20 protein-coding genes are annotated in these 18,686 nt (G+C 66.6%); 7 read left to right on the top strand and 13 right to left on the bottom strand.

The annotated features are described in order from the left end of the window. Positions 1-4: 4 nt before the first annotated feature. From RIU96_RS06195 to pth (RIU96_RS06175), 5 genes are all read left to right on the top strand, one after another. Positions 5-982 carry a ribose-phosphate diphosphokinase gene (locus RIU96_RS06195; RefSeq protein WP_136649985.1) on the top strand — a complete coding sequence of 326 codons (978 nt, stop codon included), beginning with the start codon at positions 5-7 and terminating at the stop codon, positions 980-982. Positions 983-1,170: 188 nt separating this feature from the next. Next, a complete protein-coding gene (locus RIU96_RS06190) occupies positions 1,171-1,857 on the top strand; it encodes a 50S ribosomal protein L25/general stress protein Ctc (RefSeq protein WP_144317204.1) in 687 nt (228 codons plus the stop codon). Positions 1,858-1,868: 11 nt separating this feature from the next. Further along, positions 1,869-2,387, top strand: a complete 519-nt coding sequence (pth, locus tag RIU96_RS06185; protein WP_136649983.1) for an aminoacyl-tRNA hydrolase — start codon at positions 1,869-1,871, stop codon at positions 2,385-2,387. After that, entirely contained in the window at positions 2,384-3,202 is an 819-nt protein-coding gene (locus tag RIU96_RS06180) for a fumarylacetoacetate hydrolase family protein (RefSeq protein ID WP_136649982.1), read from the top strand. The genes pth (RIU96_RS06185) and RIU96_RS06180 overlap by 4 nt, the downstream gene beginning before the upstream one ends. A gap of 21 nt (positions 3,203-3,223) precedes the next feature. Then, positions 3,224-3,760 (top strand): aminoacyl-tRNA hydrolase, encoded by a 537-nt coding sequence (gene pth, locus RIU96_RS06175; protein WP_375543118.1) that lies wholly within the window; start codon positions 3,224-3,226, stop codon positions 3,758-3,760. Here the strand turns inward: pth (RIU96_RS06175) and RIU96_RS06170 are convergent. Beyond that, complete coding sequence (locus RIU96_RS06170; protein WP_144317205.1) at positions 3,757-4,302, bottom strand: NADPH-dependent FMN reductase; 546 nt, start codon at positions 4,300-4,302, stop codon at positions 3,757-3,759. The two genes, pth (RIU96_RS06175) and RIU96_RS06170, sit on opposite strands and share 4 nt — an antisense overlap. A gap of 69 nt (positions 4,303-4,371) precedes the next feature. On the opposite strand from RIU96_RS06170, the gene RIU96_RS06165 reads away from it, so the two are divergent. Then, positions 4,372-5,973, top strand: a complete 1,602-nt coding sequence (locus RIU96_RS06165; protein WP_311204777.1) for a peptide chain release factor 3 — start codon at positions 4,372-4,374, stop codon at positions 5,971-5,973. Here the strand turns inward: RIU96_RS06165 and mmsB are convergent. The 11 genes from mmsB to RIU96_RS06110 all read right to left on the bottom strand — a co-directional run bounded on the left by mmsB (position 5,970) and on the right by RIU96_RS06110 (position 16,554). Further along, complete coding sequence (mmsB, locus tag RIU96_RS06160) at positions 5,970-6,833, bottom strand: 3-hydroxyisobutyrate dehydrogenase (RefSeq protein ID WP_311204776.1); 864 nt, start codon at positions 6,831-6,833, stop codon at positions 5,970-5,972. The two genes, RIU96_RS06165 and mmsB, sit on opposite strands and share 4 nt — an antisense overlap. Then, entirely contained in the window at positions 6,833-8,353 is a 1,521-nt protein-coding gene (locus RIU96_RS06155) for a CoA-acylating methylmalonate-semialdehyde dehydrogenase (protein WP_144690236.1), read from the bottom strand. The genes mmsB and RIU96_RS06155 overlap by 1 nt, the downstream gene beginning before the upstream one ends. Positions 8,354-8,367: 14 nt before the next feature. Continuing rightward, on the bottom strand, positions 8,368-9,114 hold the full coding sequence (locus RIU96_RS06150; RefSeq protein WP_311204775.1) for an SDR family NAD(P)-dependent oxidoreductase: 747 nt from the start codon (positions 9,112-9,114) through the stop codon (positions 8,368-8,370). Between the two features lie 19 nt (positions 9,115-9,133). Beyond that, the gene (locus RIU96_RS06145; RefSeq protein WP_259898183.1) at positions 9,134-10,327 is read right to left on the bottom strand and encodes an acyl-CoA dehydrogenase family protein; all 1,194 of its coding nucleotides are present in this window, start codon (positions 10,325-10,327) and stop codon (positions 9,134-9,136) included. 83 nt (positions 10,328-10,410) lie between these two features. Further along, positions 10,411-11,172 (bottom strand): enoyl-CoA hydratase, encoded by a 762-nt coding sequence (locus RIU96_RS06140; RefSeq protein ID WP_144317210.1) that lies wholly within the window; start codon positions 11,170-11,172, stop codon positions 10,411-10,413. 6 nt (positions 11,173-11,178) lie between these two features. Then, a complete protein-coding gene (locus tag RIU96_RS06135; RefSeq protein WP_144690242.1) occupies positions 11,179-12,348 on the bottom strand; it encodes an acetyl-CoA C-acyltransferase in 1,170 nt (389 codons plus the stop codon). A 51-nt stretch (positions 12,349-12,399) separates the two neighbouring features. Beyond that, positions 12,400-13,266 (bottom strand): patatin-like phospholipase family protein, encoded by an 867-nt coding sequence (locus RIU96_RS06130; protein WP_259789725.1) that lies wholly within the window; start codon positions 13,264-13,266, stop codon positions 12,400-12,402. Then, positions 13,263-14,126 carry a patatin-like phospholipase family protein gene (locus RIU96_RS06125; RefSeq protein WP_144317213.1) on the bottom strand — a complete coding sequence of 288 codons (864 nt, stop codon included), beginning with the start codon at positions 14,124-14,126 and terminating at the stop codon, positions 13,263-13,265. The genes RIU96_RS06130 and RIU96_RS06125 overlap by 4 nt, the downstream gene beginning before the upstream one ends. Positions 14,127-14,140: 14 nt before the next feature. After that, positions 14,141-15,025: an SDR family oxidoreductase gene (locus tag RIU96_RS06120; protein ID WP_311204774.1), complete on the bottom strand. Its 885-nt coding sequence runs from the start codon at positions 15,023-15,025 to the stop codon at positions 14,141-14,143. Positions 15,026-15,053: 28 nt separating this feature from the next. Beyond that, a complete protein-coding gene (locus tag RIU96_RS06115) occupies positions 15,054-16,196 on the bottom strand; it encodes a YihY/virulence factor BrkB family protein (protein WP_144741383.1) in 1,143 nt (380 codons plus the stop codon). Continuing rightward, complete coding sequence (locus tag RIU96_RS06110) at positions 16,183-16,554, bottom strand: DUF2200 domain-containing protein (protein WP_136649969.1); 372 nt, start codon at positions 16,552-16,554, stop codon at positions 16,183-16,185. Before RIU96_RS06110 ends, RIU96_RS06115 begins: the two co-directional genes overlap by 14 nt. A 33-nt stretch (positions 16,555-16,587) precedes the next feature. Between RIU96_RS06110 and RIU96_RS06105 the strand changes: the two genes are divergently transcribed. Continuing rightward, positions 16,588-17,001, top strand: coding sequence for a hypothetical protein (locus tag RIU96_RS06105; RefSeq protein WP_136649968.1), 414 nt, complete (start codon positions 16,588-16,590; stop codon positions 16,999-17,001). Here the strand turns inward: RIU96_RS06105 and RIU96_RS06100 are convergent. Then, positions 16,998-18,677, bottom strand: a complete 1,680-nt coding sequence (locus tag RIU96_RS06100) for an FAD-binding dehydrogenase (RefSeq protein ID WP_136649967.1) — start codon at positions 18,675-18,677, stop codon at positions 16,998-17,000. The genes RIU96_RS06105 and RIU96_RS06100 overlap by 4 nt on opposite strands. Positions 18,678-18,686 lie beyond the last annotated feature (9 nt).

The raw sequence follows: 18,686 nt of genomic DNA, 5'->3' as shown, positions 1-18,686 counted from the left end.
CCACATGACCGGATACTCCACCCAAACCTTCAAAGACCTCAAGGTTTTTACCGGGCGCGCCCACCTCGACCTCGCTGAGGCCGTGGCCAAGGAGCTCGACATCGAGTTGGTCCCCACCACGGCCCGCGACTTCGCCAACGGCGAGATCTTCATCCGCTTCGAGGAGTCCGTGCGCGGCGCCGACTGCTTTGTCATGCAGTCCCACGCCCAGCCGCTGAACAAGTGGCTGATGGAGCAGCTCATTATGATCGACGCGCTCAAGCGCGGCTCGGCGAAGCGCATCACCGCGATCGTGCCGTTTTACCCGTACGCGCGCCAGGACAAGAAGCACCGCGGCCGCGAGCCGATCTCCGCGCGCCTCGTCGCAGACCTGTTTGCCACCGCCGGCGCGGACCGCATCGTCTCGGTCGACCTGCACACCGACCAGATCCAGGGCTTCTTCGACGGCCCGGTCGATCACATGCACGCCATGCCGATCCTCACCGAGTACATCAAGTCGAAGTACTCGCTGGACAACCTCTGCGTGGTCTCCCCCGATGCCGGCCGCGTGAAGCAGGCTGAGAAGTGGGCCAACACGCTTGGCGACGCCCCCATGGCGTTCGTCCACAAGACCCGCGACATCGACGCCGCCAACAAGGTCGTGTCCAACCGCGTCGTCGGCGAGGTTGAGGGCAAGGACTGCATCCTGATGGACGACATGATCGATACCGGCGGCACCATCGCCGGCGCCGTCGGCGTGCTCAAAGACGCCGGCGCGAAGTCCGTGCTCATCGCCTGCACCCACGGCGTGTTCTCGGGTCCAGCCCGCGAGCGCCTCAGCCAGTGCGGCGCCGAGGAGGTCATCACCACCGACACTCTGCCGCAGAACACCGAGGGCTGGGATAACCTCACCGTGCTCTCGATCGCTCCGCTTTTGGCGAAGACGATCCGCGAGATCTTCGAAAACGGCTCGGTGACGACCCTGTTCGAGGGCCAGGCCTAGGGCATTTTGCCCGGGCCAGTGCCCCTGTTAAAATAAGGCCGTCTCGGCGAGGGCTCCCCATTGTGGGGCCGTTATCGACGCGATTGCCTAACTTATTTGCCTGCGATCACTCGACGAGAAGACTTTTTCTTATCCTGTTGGTCGCAGGTTTTTCCTGTGGCCAGTCACATATCTTCAAGGAGATACACATGGCTACTACCCCTCCCGTCGTCAAGGCGAACAAGCGCGAAGAGTTCGGCAAGGGAGCATCCCGCCGCCTGCGTCGCGACGGCCAGATCCCCGGCGTGCTCTACGAATCCGGTATCGAGAACGTCCACTTCTCCGTCGACCGCATCGAGATGACCGCCCTCGTGCGTAACGACGGCACCAACGCCATCCTCCAGCTCGAGGTCGATGGCAAGCAGCTTCTGTGCATGGTCAAGCACGTTGACCAGAACGTTCTCACCCTCGATATCGACCACATCGACCTGCTCGGCGTCAAGCGCGGCGAGAAGGTTACCGTCGAGGTCCCGGTCATCACCGAGGGCGAGGCAGTGGCCGACGCTGTCGTCCTGCAGGAGACGGACGTGCTCGAGATCGAGGTCGACGCGCTCAACATCCCGGACGAGATCGTCGTCAACATCGAGGGCAAGGAAATCGGCGACCAGATCTTCGCATCCGACGTTGCCCTGCCGGCCGGCGCCGAGCTCACCTCCGACCCGGAGGCGCTCGTGGTCAACGTCACCTACTTCCAGGAGGACGAGGAGCTCGAGGAAGCTGCCGCTGAGGCCGAGGCTGGCGGCGCTGAGGCTGGCGCCGACGCCGACGAGGACCAGGCTGAGGGCACCGTCGAAATCGCCGATGGTGGCGAGGGTGACGAGGGCGCATCCGAGTAAACTTCTTACTCGTGACTGTTCTCATTGTCGGGCTCGGCAACCCTGGTACGAAGTACGCCGCCACGCGCCACAACGCGGGCGTGCTCGTCCTAGAGGAGCTGCTCGACAGAGAACGTGCGCGTCTTAGCGTGCACAAGAAGACGAACACCGAGGTCGCCGAGCTCAGCGGCGGCCGGGTGCTCGCACGTACCCGCGGGTACATGAACGTCTCGGGTGGGCCTGTCAAGGCCCTCGCCGGGTACTACAAGGCCTCGCCGGCCGAGATCTACGTCATCTACGACGAGCTGGATCTCGGCTTTGGCGAGGTCTCGCTGCGTGTGGGCGGTGGCGACCACGGTCACAACGGGCTGAAGTCGGTCTCCGCGTCGCTGGGCACGCGCGAGTACAACAAACTGGCGGTGGGCATCGGCCGCCCGCCCGGGCGCATGGCCCCGGCCGATTACGTGCTGCGGCCCTTTACTAAGAAGGAAGCCGAGGAGCTGCCGATCATCGCCGCCGACGCGGCCGACCTGTTAGAGGGCCTTTCATGAGACTCGCCACGGTGCGGACTGCGGCGGGCACCGCCGCCGCGCGTGTCAACGACTTACGCAGCGCCACCCTCATCGAGGGTTACGCCGACGTGGGCGAGCTGCTGCGCAACCCCGAGTGGCGCGCGATCGCCACGCGCCCCGGCCCGGACGTGGAATTTAACCCGCTCGAGGTGGCGCCCATCGTGGTGCGGCCCGAAAAGATCATCTGCGTCGGCCTGAACTACGCCGCGCACATCGAGGAGATGGGCCACGAGCAACCCGACGTGCCCACCCTGTTTGTGAAGTTCGCCGACGCGCTGATCGGCGCTTTTGACGACGCCGAGGTGCCGGAGTTCAACGCCGGTGCGCTCGACTTCGAGGGCGAGCTCGCCGTCATCATCGGTGCCCACGCACGCCACGTCGACGACGCTGAGGCCACCGCCTGCATCGCCGGCTACAGCATCATCAACGACTACACCCAGCGCCACTTTCAGAAGCGCACCCAGCAGTGGCACCAGGGAAAATCCCTGGAAAAGACCGCGGGGTTCGGCCCGTGGCTCGACACCGAGTGGACGCCGGGCCCGCGGTTGCGCACCTACCTCAACGGCGAGCTCATGCAGTCCGCCCCGACCGATGATCTGGTGTTCTCGCCCGTCCGCCTGGTCTCCTTCATCTCGCACCTGTACCCGCTCGCGCCCAGCGACGTCATCGCCACCGGCACCCCGGCGGGCGTACTACACGCGCGCACCCCGCAGTCCTACTTGAAGGACGGCGACGTGGTCCGCGTCGAGATCGACGGGCTTGGAGCTATCGAGAACACGACGCGGGTGCGCTAAGCACTATATTCTTCTGACGTGTTGGATTTTGTGAGGAAATTGTTCGCCCGGGAGGCGTCGACAAGCGTGCAATGGCTCATCGTGGGCCTCGGAAACCCGGGGCAGCGCTACGCCGCGACCCGCCACAACGTGGGCTACATGGTCATCGACGAGCTGACCTGCCCCGAGGGCGCGAAGTGCGTTAAGCCGACGACGTACATGAACAGCTCCGGCGACTACGTCGCCCCGCTGGCGCGCAGGCTCGGGATCGACGCCGAGCACATCATCGTGTGCCACGATGAGCTCGACCTGCCCGCGGGCGCGGTGAAGCTCAAGCGCGGCGGCAACGAGAACGGACACAACGGGCTGAAATCGCTCACTGAGCACCTGGGCACGCGCGACTACCTGCGGGTGCGCCTGGGCATCGGGCGCCCGCCGGCGGGGACCGCGGTGGTGGACTACGTGCTCTCCGACATCGAGGGCGACATCTCCGAGCAGATCTCTCTCGCCGCGGAGGCCGTGCGCCTGATCGTGGAGAAGGGCCTGACCGCGGCGCAAAACGAGATTCACGCGCGCTAGCGCAGGCGGGTAATTAGCGCCTCGAGGTCGTCGAACACCGCGGTCAGTGCGTCGGCCTGGTAGGGCGCGGGGGTGAAGCGGCCCTCGGGGAATTCAGTCATGATCGACACCGCAACCTGGTTGCGCACGTTGGGCATCTCGAAGTTCGCGGTGATCTGCCGCCAGTGCTCGACCGCGCGCACGCCGCCCACCGCACCGTAGCCGACGAACGCGACGGGTTTGCCGGACCACTCGGAGCCCAGCGAGTCGACGGCGTTTTTCAGCGCCGCCGGGACGGAGTGGTTGTACTCCGGGGTGTCAAAGATGAAGGCCTCGCAGGCGTCGATCGCCTCGGACCAGCGCGTCACCTCGGCCGAGTCGTAGCTCTTGTTGGCGGCCATGGGGACCGTTTCGGCGTCGAAAAGCGGAAGGCGAAAATCGATTAGGTCGATCAAGGCGTAGTCGAAGCCCTCGCGGGCCTGCGCTGCCTCATCGACCCAGTGGGCGACCGCTTCTCCCACGCGGCCGTGGCGGGTTGATCCGAGAATGATTCCGATGGTCACGTAAACCTCCGATGTTGATGCGTCAACAATTATCGTGTTCCACTATACACGGGCTATTCTGGTGCAATTATGAGCACTCTTTCCGAGGCGGCGCGCCGTCGCACCTTCGCCGTAATCGCCCACCCCGACGCCGGCAAGTCCACCCTCACCGAGGCGCTCGCACTCCACGCGCACGTCATCTCCGAGGCCGGCGCCGTCCACGGCAAGGGAAACCGCAAGGCCACCGTCTCCGACTGGATGGAGATGGAAAAAGACCGCGGCATCTCCATCGCCTCGTCCGCGCTCCAATTCGAGTACCTCCCCGAGAACTCCACCGCGCCCGAGCCCTACGTGATCAACCTCGTGGACACCCCCGGCCACGCCGACTTCTCCGAGGACACCTACCGCGTGCTCTCCGCCGTCGACGCCGCGGTCATGCTCATCGACGCCGCCAAGGGCCTCGAGCCGCAGACCCTCAAGCTCTTCCGCGTGTGCAAGGCACGCGGCCTGCCGATTGTCACCGTGATCAACAAGTGGGACCGCGTGGGCCGAGAGCCGCTCGAGCTTATCGACGAGATCGTCACCGAAATCGACCTGCAGCCCACCCCGCTCTACTGGCCGGTGGGTGAGGCGGGCGACTTCCGCGGACTCGCCCACATAGACGACGACGGCGAGGCCGATCAGTACATCCGCTTCATCCGCACCGCCGGCGGCTCCACCATCGCACCCGAGGAACACTACAGCCCCGACGAGGCCCTAGCGAAGGAGGAAGACGCCTGGGAAAGGGCGATCGAGGAGGCGGAGCTACTGGCCGCCGACGGCGCCGTGCACAACCAAGAGCTCTTCGAGCAGTGCGTCACCTCGCCGGTGATCTTCGCCTCCGCCATGCTCAACTTCGGCGTGCACCAGATCCTGGACACCCTGTGCGCCATCGCGCCCGCCCCGGCACAGCGCGAGTCGCTGGACAACCCGCGCGAGCTCGACGCCGACTTCTCCGGCGTGGTGTTCAAGGTCCAGGCCGGAATGGATAAGAACCACCGCGACTCCCTAGCGTTCATGCGCGTCGTCTCCGGCGAGTTCGACCGCGGCATGCAGGTCACCCATGCCCAGTCCGGGCGCACGTTTTCCACCAAGTACGCGCTGACCGTGTTCGGCCGCACCCGCGACACCGTGGACACCGCCTTCCCGGGCGACATCATCGGCTTGGTCAACGCCGGGTCGCTGGCGCCCGGTGACACCATCTACGCGGGCCGCAAGGTGCAGTTTCCGCCGATGCCGCAGTTCGCCCCGGAGCACTTCCGCACGCTGCGCGCGAAGTCGCTGGGCAAGTACAAGCAGTTCCGCAAGGCGCTCGAGCAGCTCGACGCCGAGGGCGTGGTGCAGATCCTGCGCAACGACACCCGCGGCGACGCCGCCCCCGTCATGGCGGCGGTCGGCCCAATGCAGTTCGAGGTCATGCAGGCCCGGATGGAAAACGAGTACAACGTCGAAACCATCACCGAGCCCGTGCCCTACTCCGTCGCGCGGCGCACCGACGCCGAGTCCGCGGCCGAGCTTGGCCGCCAGCGCGGCGTGGAGGTGTTCACCCGCACCGACGGCGAGCTCATCGCCCTGTTCGGCGACAAGTGGAAGCTCGCCTTCGTGGAGAAGGAAAACCCGCAGCTCACGATGGAGCCGCTCGTTGCGGACTAAGCGTCCCTGACCTTGTTGATGATGGCGGAGAAGTCTTTTCCGCCGTTGCCGCCCTCAACGAACTGCGCGTACTGGGTCGCCGCAATGCGACCCAGCACCGTCTCTGTGCCCGTCTGCTGCGCTGCCTCCATCGCCAACCCCAAGTCCTTGAGCATAAGCGTCGACGCGAATCCCGGCTCGAAATCGCGGTTCGCCGGAGAGCCCTCGACAAGGCCGGGGACTGGGGCGTTGACGCTGAGCGCCCACGAGTTTCCGGTGGCGTTAGATACGACGTCGAAGAACGCCTGCGGGTCCAAACCTAGGCGCTCGCCGAGCACAAGGGCCTCGCTGAGCACGATCTGGTGCACCGCCAAGATCATGTTGTTGCAGGCTTTGACGGCCTGGCCCGTGCCGGCGGGGCCGCAGTGCGTAATCGACGACCCCATCGCGCCCAGTAGCGGTTTCGCGCGCTCAAAGTCCTCGGCCTCGCCGCCGACCATAAACGCCAGCGTGCCCGCGCTCGCCCCGGCAATACCACCCGAGACCGGGGCGTCGAGAAAGCGCGACCCAGCAACGGCGACGCGCTGCGCCAGCTCGCGAGCTTCGGCGACGGCGATGGTAGAGACGTCGATAAGCAGCCGCGGCGAGGAATCCGCCGCGAGCAGCTCGTCGACCACCTGCGCGACCAGCGCCCCGTTGGGGAGGCTTGTGATGACAACCTCGGCGCGCTCGGCGGCCTGCGCCGCGGTCTCAGCGATGCTCACACCCTCGATCTGGCGATCCACCACGTCGAAGCCGATGACCTCGTGCCCGGCGCGGGCGAGGTTGGCGGCCATCGGGCCGCCCATGTTTCCCAGGCCGATAAACGCAACTGCAGTCATTAGCTCATCACCGGAATCGTGAACTCGGGCCCGGCGGACGTCTCGTCCGGCCAGCGCGTGGTAACGGTCTTGGTCTTGGTGTAGAAGCGGAACGAATCCGGGCCGTGCTGGTTCAAGTCGCCGAACCCGGAGGCCTTCCAGCCGCCGAAGGTGTGGTACGCGATCGGCACCGGAATGGGCACATTGATGCCCACCATGCCGACGTTGACGTTGGTGAGGAAATCGCGCGCCGCGCCGCCGTGGGAGGTAAAGATTGCCACGCCATTGCCGTAAGCGTTGTCGTTCGGGTACGCGATCGCCTCCTCGAGCGTGTCTGCGCGCACCATGCACAGCACCGGCCCGAAGATCTCCTCGGTGTAGATGCTCATCGACGCCTCAACGCGGTCGAACAGGGTCGGGCCGGCGAAGAAGCCGCCTGAAAGGCCGTCGCCGTCGAAGGAGGAAGACGAGGTGTCGATCCCGCGGCCGTCGACGACCAGCTCGGCACCCTGGTCCTCGCCCTCGGCGATCAACCGGCGCACCCGCGCGAGGGAATCCGCGCTGACCAGCGGGCCGTAGTCGGCCTCCGGGTCGAGGCTGTGGCCGACCGTGAGCGAGGGGATGCGCGCCACGAGGGCGTCGCGAAGCCGGTCGGCGGTCTCCTCGCCCACAGGCACGACGACGGAGAGCGCCATGCAGCGCTCGCCCGCCGAACCGTAGGCGGCGCCGACGAGCGCGTCAGCGGTGGCGTCGATGTCGGCGTCCGGTAGCACGATGGCGTGGTTTTTCGCCCCGCCGAAGCACTGGGCGCGCTTGCCCGTGGCGGCGCAGCGCTCGTAGATGTACTTCGCAATCGGCGTCGAGCCGACGAACCCGACCGCCTTAATCACGTCGGAATCCAACAGGGCGTCGACCGCCTGCTTATCGCCGTGGACGACGTTGAACACGCCCGCTGGCCCGCCCGCCTCGATGAAGAGCTCCGCGAGCCGCACGGGTACGGAGGGGTCGCGCTCCGAGGGCTTGAGCACGAAGGCGTTGCCACAGGCCAGCGCCGGGCCCGCCTTCCACAGCGGGATCATCGCCGGGAAGTTGAACGGGGTGATCCCGGCGACCACGCCGAGCGGCTGGCGCAGCGAGAACGTGTCAATGCCCGAGCCGACCTGGCTCGAGTACTCGCCCTTGAACTGGTGCGGGGCGCCCAGGCAGAACTCCAGCACATCGACGCCGCGCAGGATGTCGCCCTTGGCGTCGGCAAGCGTCTTGCCGTGCTCCAGCGACAGGGTGCGCGCCAGGGAATCGAGGTTGGCGTGGATCAGGCGGATCCACTCCATGATGACGCGCACGCGGCGCTGCGGGTTCAGCGCCGCCCATGCGGGCTGCGCCTGTTGCGCGACGGCGATCGCGGCGTGGACGTCGTCAACGCTGGCGAGCACGACCTCGGCCTGCGTCTGGCCGGTGTTCGGGTTGAGCACCGGTGAGGTGCGCCCGGATGCGCCGGCGGAGGATTCGCCGCCGATGAAATGATGGATGGTTGTGCTCATAAGAAGGCTCCTAATTAGCGCGGCGGCATGCGCAGCGCGCCGTCGAGGCGGATGGTTTGGCCGTTGATGTAGTCGTTGTCGATGATGCTGAGCGCAAGCTGCGCGAACTCCTCGGGCCGCGCGAGACGGCGCGGGAACTGGACGTTTGCCTCCAGCTCGGCGCGGAACTCCGGGGTGATGCCTTCCATCATGGGGGTGGCCACGATGCCCGGTGCGATCGCGTTGACGCGCACGCCGAGCGAGGCGAGGTCGCGCGCGGCGGTGATCGACAGGGCGTGGACGGCGCCCTTGGAGGCGGCGTACGCGGCCTGGCCGACCTGGCCCTCGAAGGCCGCGACGGAGGCGGTGTTGATGACAACGCCGCGCTGGCCGTCGCCGTCGATGGGCTCGGTGCCCGCCATCGCCTCGGCGGCGGCCGTGAGCACGTGGAACGTGCCCATCAGGTTGACGTTGATTGTGGTGGCGAACACCTTCGGGTCGTGGGTGCCCTTGCGCCCGACGATGCGTGCCGACGGGGCAATGCCCGCGCAGTTGACAGCGACGCGCAGCGGCGCGTCCTGGGCCGCGCGCTTGACGGCGGCGCTGACGGCGGCGGCGTCGGTGACGTCAACGACCTCGTAGCGCACCCCCTCGATGCTCTCACCGGCGCGCAGGTCGAAGCCGGTCACGGCCACTCCGCGCTCGGCGAGCGCGCGCGCCGTTGCCTGGCCCAGGCCCGAGGCCGCACCCGTAACTACCGCTGACGTTGTTTGAAGATCCATGTGTTATTTCCCCTTGTGGTTAAACGAATGCGGACACGCCGGTGATGGCGCGGCCGACAATGAGTGAGTTGATGTCGTAGGTGCCCTCGTAGGTGAAAATTGCCTCGGCGTCGGCCATCATCTTCGACAGCCCGTGCTGCGTGATCATGCCGTTGCCGCCGGCGATGCTGCGGCCCAGCGCCGCGGACTCGCGGGCGAGGCGGGTCGTTGTCGCCTTCGCCAGCGCCGCGAACGGCATCTCTAGGCGGCCCTGCTCCTGGATCCGCGCGACCTGCGCCATCATGGACAGCGAGGCGGTGGCGTTGCCGAGGATGCGCACGAGCGGCTCCTGGACGAGCTGGAACTTCGCGATCGGCCGGCCGAACTGCTCGCGGCTGACCGCGTACTCGCGCGCCTTGTCAAAGATGCCGAGCTGCAGCCCGGCTCCCTGCCACCCCACCCAGGCGCGCGAGGAGCAGAGGAAGTCGTTGACGTTGCCGAACGACTGCGCCCCCGGCACCGCGTTGTCGTGCGGGATGACAACGTCGGTGAAGGTCATGTTCGCGTTTTGCATGATGCGCAGGCCCATCTTGCCCTCGATCTTTGTCGCCTTCACGCCGTCGCGGTCGAGCTCGACGATGAACGCGCGGATCTCTCCGCCGACGGTGTCGCGGGCGAAGATGATGGCGAAGTCGGCGAACGTGCCCGCCCCGATCCACCGCTTCGCGCCGTTGATGACCCACCCGTCGTCGGTGCGCGTGGCGGTGGTGGACAATCCCCCGGCGATGTCCGAGCCGTGCTCGGGCTCGGTCAGCGCGAAGCAGCCGACGGCCTCGAAGCGGCGCAACCCGGGCAGCCAGCGCTCCTTCTGCTCGTCCGAGCCGAGGGCGTCGATCATGCCGACGACCAGCTCGTTGTGGATGCCCACGAGGGTGGACAGGGAGACGTCGCAACGCGTCAGCTCTGCGTAGACCAGCCCGCGGAAAAGCCGCGAGGTGCCGCTGAGCTCAATCTCGCCCAAGCCCTGGCGCGCGAGCGGCGGCAGTAGGTCGAACGCCATTTCGTCGCGGTCCCAGTACTCCCCGACCGCCGGAGCGATCTCGGTCTGGAGGAACTCGTGGATGTCGTGCAGGCGGGTTTGCTCCTCGGCGCTGAGCTGGTCGGCGATGCCGAGGATGTCGGCGTGCGGGTAAGGGATGGAAGCGAGGTGGTCACGGGGTAGCAAAGGCGGCATAGAAACTCCAAGCTGGACGGTCTTTGTGGTTACTGTACCGCCGCGCACCCACCCCACGGGCCGTTTTACTTAATTTCAGTGAACTAAGAGTTACTAAACTTCGCCTCTCGCTTCTCGACGAACGCCGCCATGCCCTCCTTCTGATCGTTGGACGCGAAGATCGAGTGGAACGTCCGGCGCTCAAACAGCAGGCCCTGCGACAGCGACGTCTCCCCCACGGCGTTGATCTGCTCCTTGATCATGGTGGTGGCCACCAGCGATTTCGCTGCGATGGTCTCGGCGGTCTCCAGGGCGGAATCGAGAAGATCGGCGGCGTCGACGACGCGGGCGACCAGGCCCGCGCGCTCAGCTTCGTGGGCGTCCATCATCCGGCCGGTGAGGCACATTTCCATCGCTTTCGCCTTGCCGACGGCGCGGGTGAGGCGCTGCGACCCGCCCATGCCCGGTGTGACGCCGAGGTTGACCTCGGGCTGGCCAAACTTGGCGGTGTCCGAGGCGATGATGAAGTCGCACATCATCGCGAGCTCGCAGCCCCCGCCGAGGGCGTAGCCGCTGACCGCGGCGATCAGCGGCGTGCGCGCCCGCGTCAGCTCGTCCCAGCCGGCGAACCAGTCGGAGGTGTACATGTCGGTAGCCCCGCGCGAGGACATCTCCTTGATGTCGGCGCCGGCCGCGAAGGCCTTCTCGGAACCGGTGAGCACGATCGCACCGATCTCGTCGTTGGCATCGAAGTCGCGCACCGCGGCGACGACCTCCTCCATCGTCGCGGCGTTAACCGCGTTGAGCGCCTCCGGGCGGTTGAGCGTGATCAGGCCGACGCGGCCTCGGGTTTCAGTGATGATCATGGTGTCTTAAGCATCCAGAAGTAGTGCTTCGCCCTGGCCGCCGCCACCGCACAGGGCGACGCCTGCGCGCGTGGCAGCGCCCGCGGCCAAGCGGTGAGCTGCGTGAACAACAAGGCGCGCGCCCGAGGCCCCGATCGGGTGGCCCAGCGCGATCGCGCCGCCGTGCGGGTTGACTGTGCCGGAATCCACGCCGAGCTGGCGAGCCGAGTGGACGACGACCGAGGCGAACGCCTCGTTGATCTCAATGTGGTCGAGGGAGCCGACGTCCCAGCCTTGGCGCTCGAGCGCGACCTGCAGGGCGTTAGCGGGCTGGGCCTGCAGGGAGGCGTCCGGGCCCGCGACCTGCCCAGGCGCGCGCAGCGTGGCCAGCACGGCCCAGCCGTTGCTCTCGGCGTGTGCGCGCGTGGTGAGGACGACGGCGGCCGCGCCGTCGGTCAGCGGCGAGGAGTTGCCCGCGGTGATGCCGCCGTTGTCGGCGAAGACGGGGCGCAGCTTGGCCAGGCTCTCCTCGGTCACGCCCTCGCGGATGCCCTCGTCCGTGGAAATCGGCGCCTCGACGAGCTCAGCGGCGAACACGCCGTCGCGCGTCGCGGCGAGCGCGCGCTGGTGCGACAGGGCCGCGACAGCGTCCTGCTCTTCGCGCGTCGCCGGGAAAACGTCCGCGTAGCGCTCGGTGAGCTGGCCCATGGAAATGCCCAGCCCGGCGTCGCTCAAGCCGTCGTGTTCGACGTGGTCCAGCACCTCGAAGGAGCCGTACTTCACGCCGCGGCGCGAGCGCGGCAACAGGTGCGGGGCGTTGGACATCGACTCCATGCCGCCCGCCACGACGACGTCGGCCTCACCGGAGCGCAAAAGGCGCGCGGCGTCTATCACCGCGGTGAGCCCGGAGAGGCAAACCTTGTTCACGGAAGAGGTGTGCGCCGCCGGGTGGATGCCCGCGGCCAGCGCCGCTTGCTTCGCGGGGTTCTGCTTCGCGCCGGCCTGCAGGACCTGGCCGAGGATCACGGCGTCGACCGCGTCGCCGGCGACGTTCGCGCCGGCCAGCGCGCCGCGGATCGCCAGCGCGCCGAGCTCGGTCGCGGGTTCGGCGGACAGCCCGCCGAGTAGCTTGCCAAACGGGGTGCGCGCAGCGCCCACAATGACGACATCGGATGCAGTCTTTTCGGTCTCAGTCATGCGTTTTTACAATCTCCTTGTTTGTCGTGCTAATTGTTTTGTCCATCTTAGCTAGGTCAGGAATTCTATCCACCCATCCCACTCGCGCTGGACCTGCTCCATCCCCGCGAGGTAGTTCGCGTTGAGGCGCTCGAGGCGGCGTTCGGTGGATTCCGCGCGCATGTCGTCCGGGAAAAGCACGACCGCGCGGCCGTCGCGCTCAGCGTCCAGGATCTTCTGTTTCGAGGCGTTGTAGCGCTGCGAGCGCACCTCCAGCGCCTCGGCGATAGCTGGGGTCTTGCGGAAGAAGCGCCGCACCGCCGACACCTGCGTCATTGGGTTTTTCCAGTAGTCGCGCGGGCGCGTACCCAGCACGACGAATTTGTTGTACCCGGCGCGCTGGGCGGCGTCGATAAGCAGGCCCCCGGAGTCGCCCAGCGCGCCGTCGACGTAGGGGGTGTCGTCGATAAGCGTGGTGGGCATCATTGTCGGAATCGTCGACGAGGCCCGGGTGGCCAGCGACAACAGGCACGGGCTGGCGAGGAAGTCCTCGCGCGTCCACGCCACCGTCTCGCCCGTGTCCGAGCGCATCGCCTCAATGTGCAGCTCGGTTCCGGAGGCCTCGAACGCGGTGAAGTCGAAGGGCAGGAGGTCCTCGTGGTCGCCGTAGATGAACTCGGAGTTGAAGTACCCCTGGCCGCGCACTAGCTTGAGCCACCCGCCGAACTTCGGGTGGTTCGCGAAATCCGTGAAAGCCGCCTTCGCGCGCTCCGCATCGAGCGAGGCGTAGTTGCCCGCGTGCACTGAGCCAGCGGAAACCCCGCCGACCCAACCGAAGCGCACGCTTTCCTCAATGAAGCGGACGATCGCCGGGGCGGTGTAGGAATTGCGCATTCCCCCGCCCTCGACGACGAGCGCGGTGTCGCGGGCATCAATCACGATAGAAATTCCCTCCACGCGCCCCACTCGCGCTCGACCTGCGCCGTACCGGCGGCATAGTTGTCGCGCAGCTTAGCCACGTTGCGCTCGGTCGATTCGACCATCATCTCCTCCGGGAAGAACACCGCCGCCTTGCCCGCGGACTCGAGATCGAGCATGCGCTGCTTCGCCTCGTTGTAGAGCTCGGGGCGCGCCAGCACGGCATCAGCGACCGCCGGGTTGCGGCGCAAGAGCTGCTTGACGACGCCCGGCCGCGACGGCACCTCTTTGACGTACTCGCGCGGGCGGGTGGCCAGCACCAAGAACTTTTCGTACCCGGCGCGCTGGGCGGCGTCGATGAGCAGGCCCCCAGACGAGCCCAGCGCCCCGTCAACGTAGGGCACCCCGTCGATCATGGTGACGGGCATGATCAGCGGCAGCGTAGAGGACGCGCGGGTGGCGACGTTGAGGAGCTGGACCTCGGTGAAATCGGCGCGGTTCCACACCACCGTCTCCCCCGTGTCGGCGCGGGTGGCCTCGATGTGGATCTCCTCTGGCGTGGAGCGGAAGGTGTCGAAGTCAAAGGGTAGTTCCTCGGCCGAGTCCTCGTAGATGAACTGGCTGTTGAGCAGGCCCTTGCCACGAACGAGAAAACGCAGGCCCCCGAAGTTGGGGTGGCCCACGAAATCGGTAAACGCCACGCGGGCGCGTTGCGCATCCCGCGAGGCGTAATTGAGGGTGTGCACCGAGCCCGCCGAGACCCCGCCGACCCACCCGAACTGCACGTTGTTCTCAATAAACTTAACGATGGCGGGTGCGGTATAAGAGTTGCGCATCCCGCCGCCTTCGATGATCAGTGCGGTGTCACGGGCGTCAATCATGCCCACCAGCTTACTTACGGGGTCAGGGCTCCGCCTGTCACGGCGAGCGTCTCACCCGAGACGTAGGAGGCGTCCTCGGAGGCGAGGAACACGTACGCACCGGCGAGCTCGGCGGGCTGGCCAGCGCGGCCCATCTCGGAGTCCTGGCCGAACTGCACCAGCTTCTCCATCGGCTGGCCGTGCGAGGGCTGCAGCGGGGTCCAGATCGGGCCCGGGGCGACAGCGTTGACGCGGATGCCCTTGTCCGCCAGAAGCGCCATGGACATGCCCTTGGACATGTTGTTCATCGCGGCCTTGGTCACCGCGTAGTGCACCAGGGTGTCCGAGGGGTCGTAGGCCTGGATCGAGCTGGAGAAGATAATCGAGCTGCCCGGCTCCATGTGCGGCACGGCCGCCTGCGCTAGGTAGAAGGGGGCGTAGATGTTGGTCTTCATCGTTAAGTCCCACTCCTCTTCCGAGATGTCGAGGAAGTGGTCGTGCGCGATCTGGCGCCCGGCGTTGTTGACCAAGATGTCGATGCCGCCGAGACCCGAAACGGCCTTGTCCACGGTGTCCAGGCATTCCTGGCGGGATTCCAGGTTGCCGGGGATGGCCACGGCCTTGCGCCCGGCGTCCTCGATCAGGCCGACGATGACCTTCGCGTCCTCCTCCTCCTCGGGCAGGTAGGCGATGGCCACGTCCGCGCCCTCACGGGCGTAAGCGATAGCTACGGCCGCTCCGATGCCGGAGTCGCCGCCGGTGATCAGCGCCTTGCGGCCGGTGAGCTTGCCGGAGCCCGTGTAGGACTCCTCGCCTCGGTCGGCAACCGGCACCATGTCCGCGTCAAGGCCCGGGTTGTCTTGGGTTTGCGCGGGCGGGGAAATAACGGGGTACTTCTTGCGGGGATCAATCAGTGTCATGGACCCGAGGTTACCCGTAAGTGCGCACTTATGCGTTTCGCCCTTTGATCTCCCGGGCGGAGCGATCCGCCCAGCGCTGCTGCTGGAGGCGGAACTTCACCGCGTCCATCGCCCGCGGCTGCGCCTGGATGTGGTGTTCCGAGTCCAGGCCCATCTGCAGCTCCTTCGCGCGCAGCACTTCGGCGTCGATTTTCAGGCCCAGCAGCAGCACGATGTTCATCGCCCACAACACGACGAGCAGCGCCAGGATGATGCCGAACGCACCGTAGGCGCTGCGCACGCCAATCGTGGAAAGGTAGAGCCCGAATAGCGCCCACACGACGCCGATGACCAGCAGCGCGAAGAAAGATCCGAGGGTCAGAAGCCGGAAGCGCCCCGGGCGCACGTTGGGCGCGAAGTAGTACAGCAGCGCCACAAGCAGCACGGAGACAGCGATCATGACGGGGATGCGGACCCAGCGCCACACCGGCAGGAAGATCTGGGTGAGGTACTCCACCGTCTCGGTCAGTCCCAGTGGCTCGGCAAGAGGTCTCAGCACCCCAGTGACCAGCGATTCTTGCAGCAGCGACGCGAAGATCAAGACAACAGCGCCGGCGACGAGCACGATGGTTAAAAGCCACATCGTCAGCCAGATCACCGGGAGCCTGCGGCCCTCCGCACGGCCGTAGATCACGTTCGCGTTGCGCGAAAACGAGCGCACGTACGCCGAGGCGGAAAGCAGCGAGACCAGCACCGACACCACCAGAGCCACAGTGCTTTGCGACGGGCTGCCCACCACAGACTGCAAAAACTCCAGCGCATCACCACGCAGCTCCTCCGGCACATACGTGGAGACGAACTCGGCCAGCAGCTCAGCCACTGCCTCCTGGTCACGCGGCAGCAGCAGAATCGCGATGGAATACAGCGCCAGCACCGTCGGCGCAAGCGACAGCACGGCGTAGTAGGTCAGCGCGGCTGCGCGATCGACCATCGCATCCATGCCGAAGTCCATCACAACCCGCTTGCCCACCAGCTTCCAACCCTGGGCGTTAAGCCGGTTGTTGCGGAGCTGAAGCGGGTTGTCGCGGCGGTGCGGCGGGGCGACGACTTCGACCTCGCCTGGGCCATAGGGCATGACCAAATCCGCACGGTGCGCTGCGACGTCATGCTCAGGGTGCTCAGGCTGGGTCATTTCGGGGCATCCTCGTTATCGATTCGATTTTCTTGCCGCGGGCCAGCTCGTCGACGATCTTGTCCATCTGCCGGATCCGGCGCATGAGCTCGTCGTCAATCTCCTCGACCCGCACCCCGCAGACGACGCCGGTGATCAGGTCAGCATGCGGGTTCAGCGCTGGGGCGTCGGCGAAGAACTCCCGCAGGTCCGCCCCACTGGCAGCCGCGGCGTGGAGGCTTGCGGGCGAGTGGCCAGTGAGCCACGTGAGAATGTGGTCGAGCTCGTCAACAGCTTTACCCTTGCGCTCAACCTTGGCAACGTAGAGGTCGTAAATCTTGCCGAAGGGGTAGGCAAAGACACGCTCGAGGTTGTTCATGACTGCCCAGGGTAGTTCCTCTAGGCTGCGGCCATGGGATTGATCGATTCTTTGCGCGCCTTGTTCGGTGCTGTGGCCGAAACCCCGCTGGTGGACTACCCCGCCGCGCCTGCCGAGCTCGCCGTCTCGACGCTCGAGGTGCGCACGTTGAACCTCTCGCCCGATACGGACGAGAAGCTAGTCGTGCTCACCCTTCCTTCAGGGGTGGCCGAGCGCGTCGCCGGTATGGATACGGCGCTGCGGGTCGTGCCGGAGGCTGGCCGGGCGGTCACCTTTGTGCGGGTAGGCTTTGACGCCGACCCGGCGCTGGACCCGAAGCTGGGGTGGATCATCCCCGTGACCGAGGCCACCGCCGCCGAGCTGCGCGCCCTGCCGGAAGGGCCCGGCGAGCACGAGCTGACAAGCATCCACCTCGCGATCGTCGTGGAAGACGCCGCGGGAGCTTAGGCGCGCCCGAGCGCCTCGCCGACGCGCTTGCCCGAGTGGATGCAGCCACCCAGGAAGGTGCCCTCGAGCGCGTTCTTGCCGTGCATTCCGCCGCCGCCGAAGCCGGCGACCTCACCACAGGCGAAGAGGCCATCGAAGACCGAGCCGTCGGCGTGAAGCGCGCGGCCCGACAGGTCCGTCTCGATGCCGCCGAGCGTCTTGCGCGTCAGCACGTGGAGGCGGACGGCGATCAAGGGGCCCTTCTTCTCGTCCAGGATGCGGTGCGGCGGGTGGACACGCACGATCTTGTCGCCGAGGAACTGGCGCGCCATGCGGATGTAGTTGACCTGGATGTCCTTGGAGAAGGCGTTGGAGAGCTGGGCGTCGCGCTCGAGCAGCTGGCGTTCGACAAACTCGGCGTCGATCTCGACGTCGCCAAGCTCGTTCATGCCCTTGACCAGGTCCTCGACCGTGTCCGCGGTGACCCAGTCTACGCCGTTCTTGTGGAACGCCTCGATCGCCATGGGCGTGCCGGGGCCGATCTTGCCCAGCAGCTTCTTAATCTCCTTGTCCGTCAGGTCAGGGTTCTGCTCCGAACCGGAGAAGATGAACTCCTTATCTGCGATTGCCTGGTTGAGGATGAACCAGGAGTAGCCGTGGCCGGTGCGGCCGATGTGCGCGAGCGCGGCGAGGTTGTCGGAGCCCGGGAACAGGTGCGTCGGCAGGCGCTTGCCCTCGGCGTCCATCCAGATCGCGGACGGGCCGGGGATGATGCGGATGCCGTGGTTCGGCCAGATCGGATCCCAGTTGATCATGCCCTCCGGGTAGTGCCACATGCGGTCGGTGTTGACCAGGTTGGCGCCGGCTTTCTTGGCGATGTCGATGCCGCGCCCGTCGACGTACGCCGGCACGCCCGTGACCATGTACTCGGGGCAGGGGCCCCAGCGATCATCCGGCCACATCGCGCGTACCTTATCCAGGTTGCCACCGATGCCGCCGGTGGCGATGACGACTGCCGCGCCGCGGATCTCGAACGCGTCGCCCTCCTGCTTGTTGGAGGCGGCTCCGCGCACGGCGGGGTCGTCGTCAAGCACGATGCCCGTCACGCCTACGGCGCGCCCGGATTCGACGATGACGTCGTCAACGCGGTGGCGGAAGCGGAATTCCACCTTGCCCTGCTTCTCCGCCTCCAGCAACGGCTCGCGGAAGACGCGCACAACCTCGGGGCCGGTGCCCCAGGTGACGTGGAAGCGCGGCACGGAGTTGCCGTGGCCGGAGGCGTCGCCGGAGCCGCGCTCGGCCCAGCCGATCGTCGGCAGCACGCGCAGGCCCAAGTTCTTCAGGTAGGAGTGCATGTCGTGGGCGGCGAAGCGGACGAACTCGCGGCCCCACTGGCGCGGCCACTTGTCGTTGTCGGACGCGTCGTAGTCCGCTGAATTCTCCCAGTCCATCCAGGCGAGGTCCTCGAAGTCGTTGACCCGCATCATCTTCTGCTCCGGGGAGCCGACCATGAACAGGCCGCCGAGGGACCAGAACGCCTGGCCGCCGAGGTTCTCTCGGCTTTCTTGATCCACGAAGATGACGTGGCGGCCGGCTTTGCTGGCCTCAAAGCCGGCGACGAGGCCGGCGAGCCCCGTGCCGACGATGATGACCGGAGTATCAGTGTTGTGTGGTGCGCGTGCGCCGTCAGAATTCATAAGAGGAAC

It is taken from the genome of Corynebacterium sp. Z-1 (assembly GCF_031844665.1).
Lineage (GTDB): Bacteria > Actinomycetota > Actinomycetes > Mycobacteriales > Mycobacteriaceae > Corynebacterium > Corynebacterium sanguinis.
This window is presented reverse-complemented; position numbering and strand designations above follow the sequence as displayed.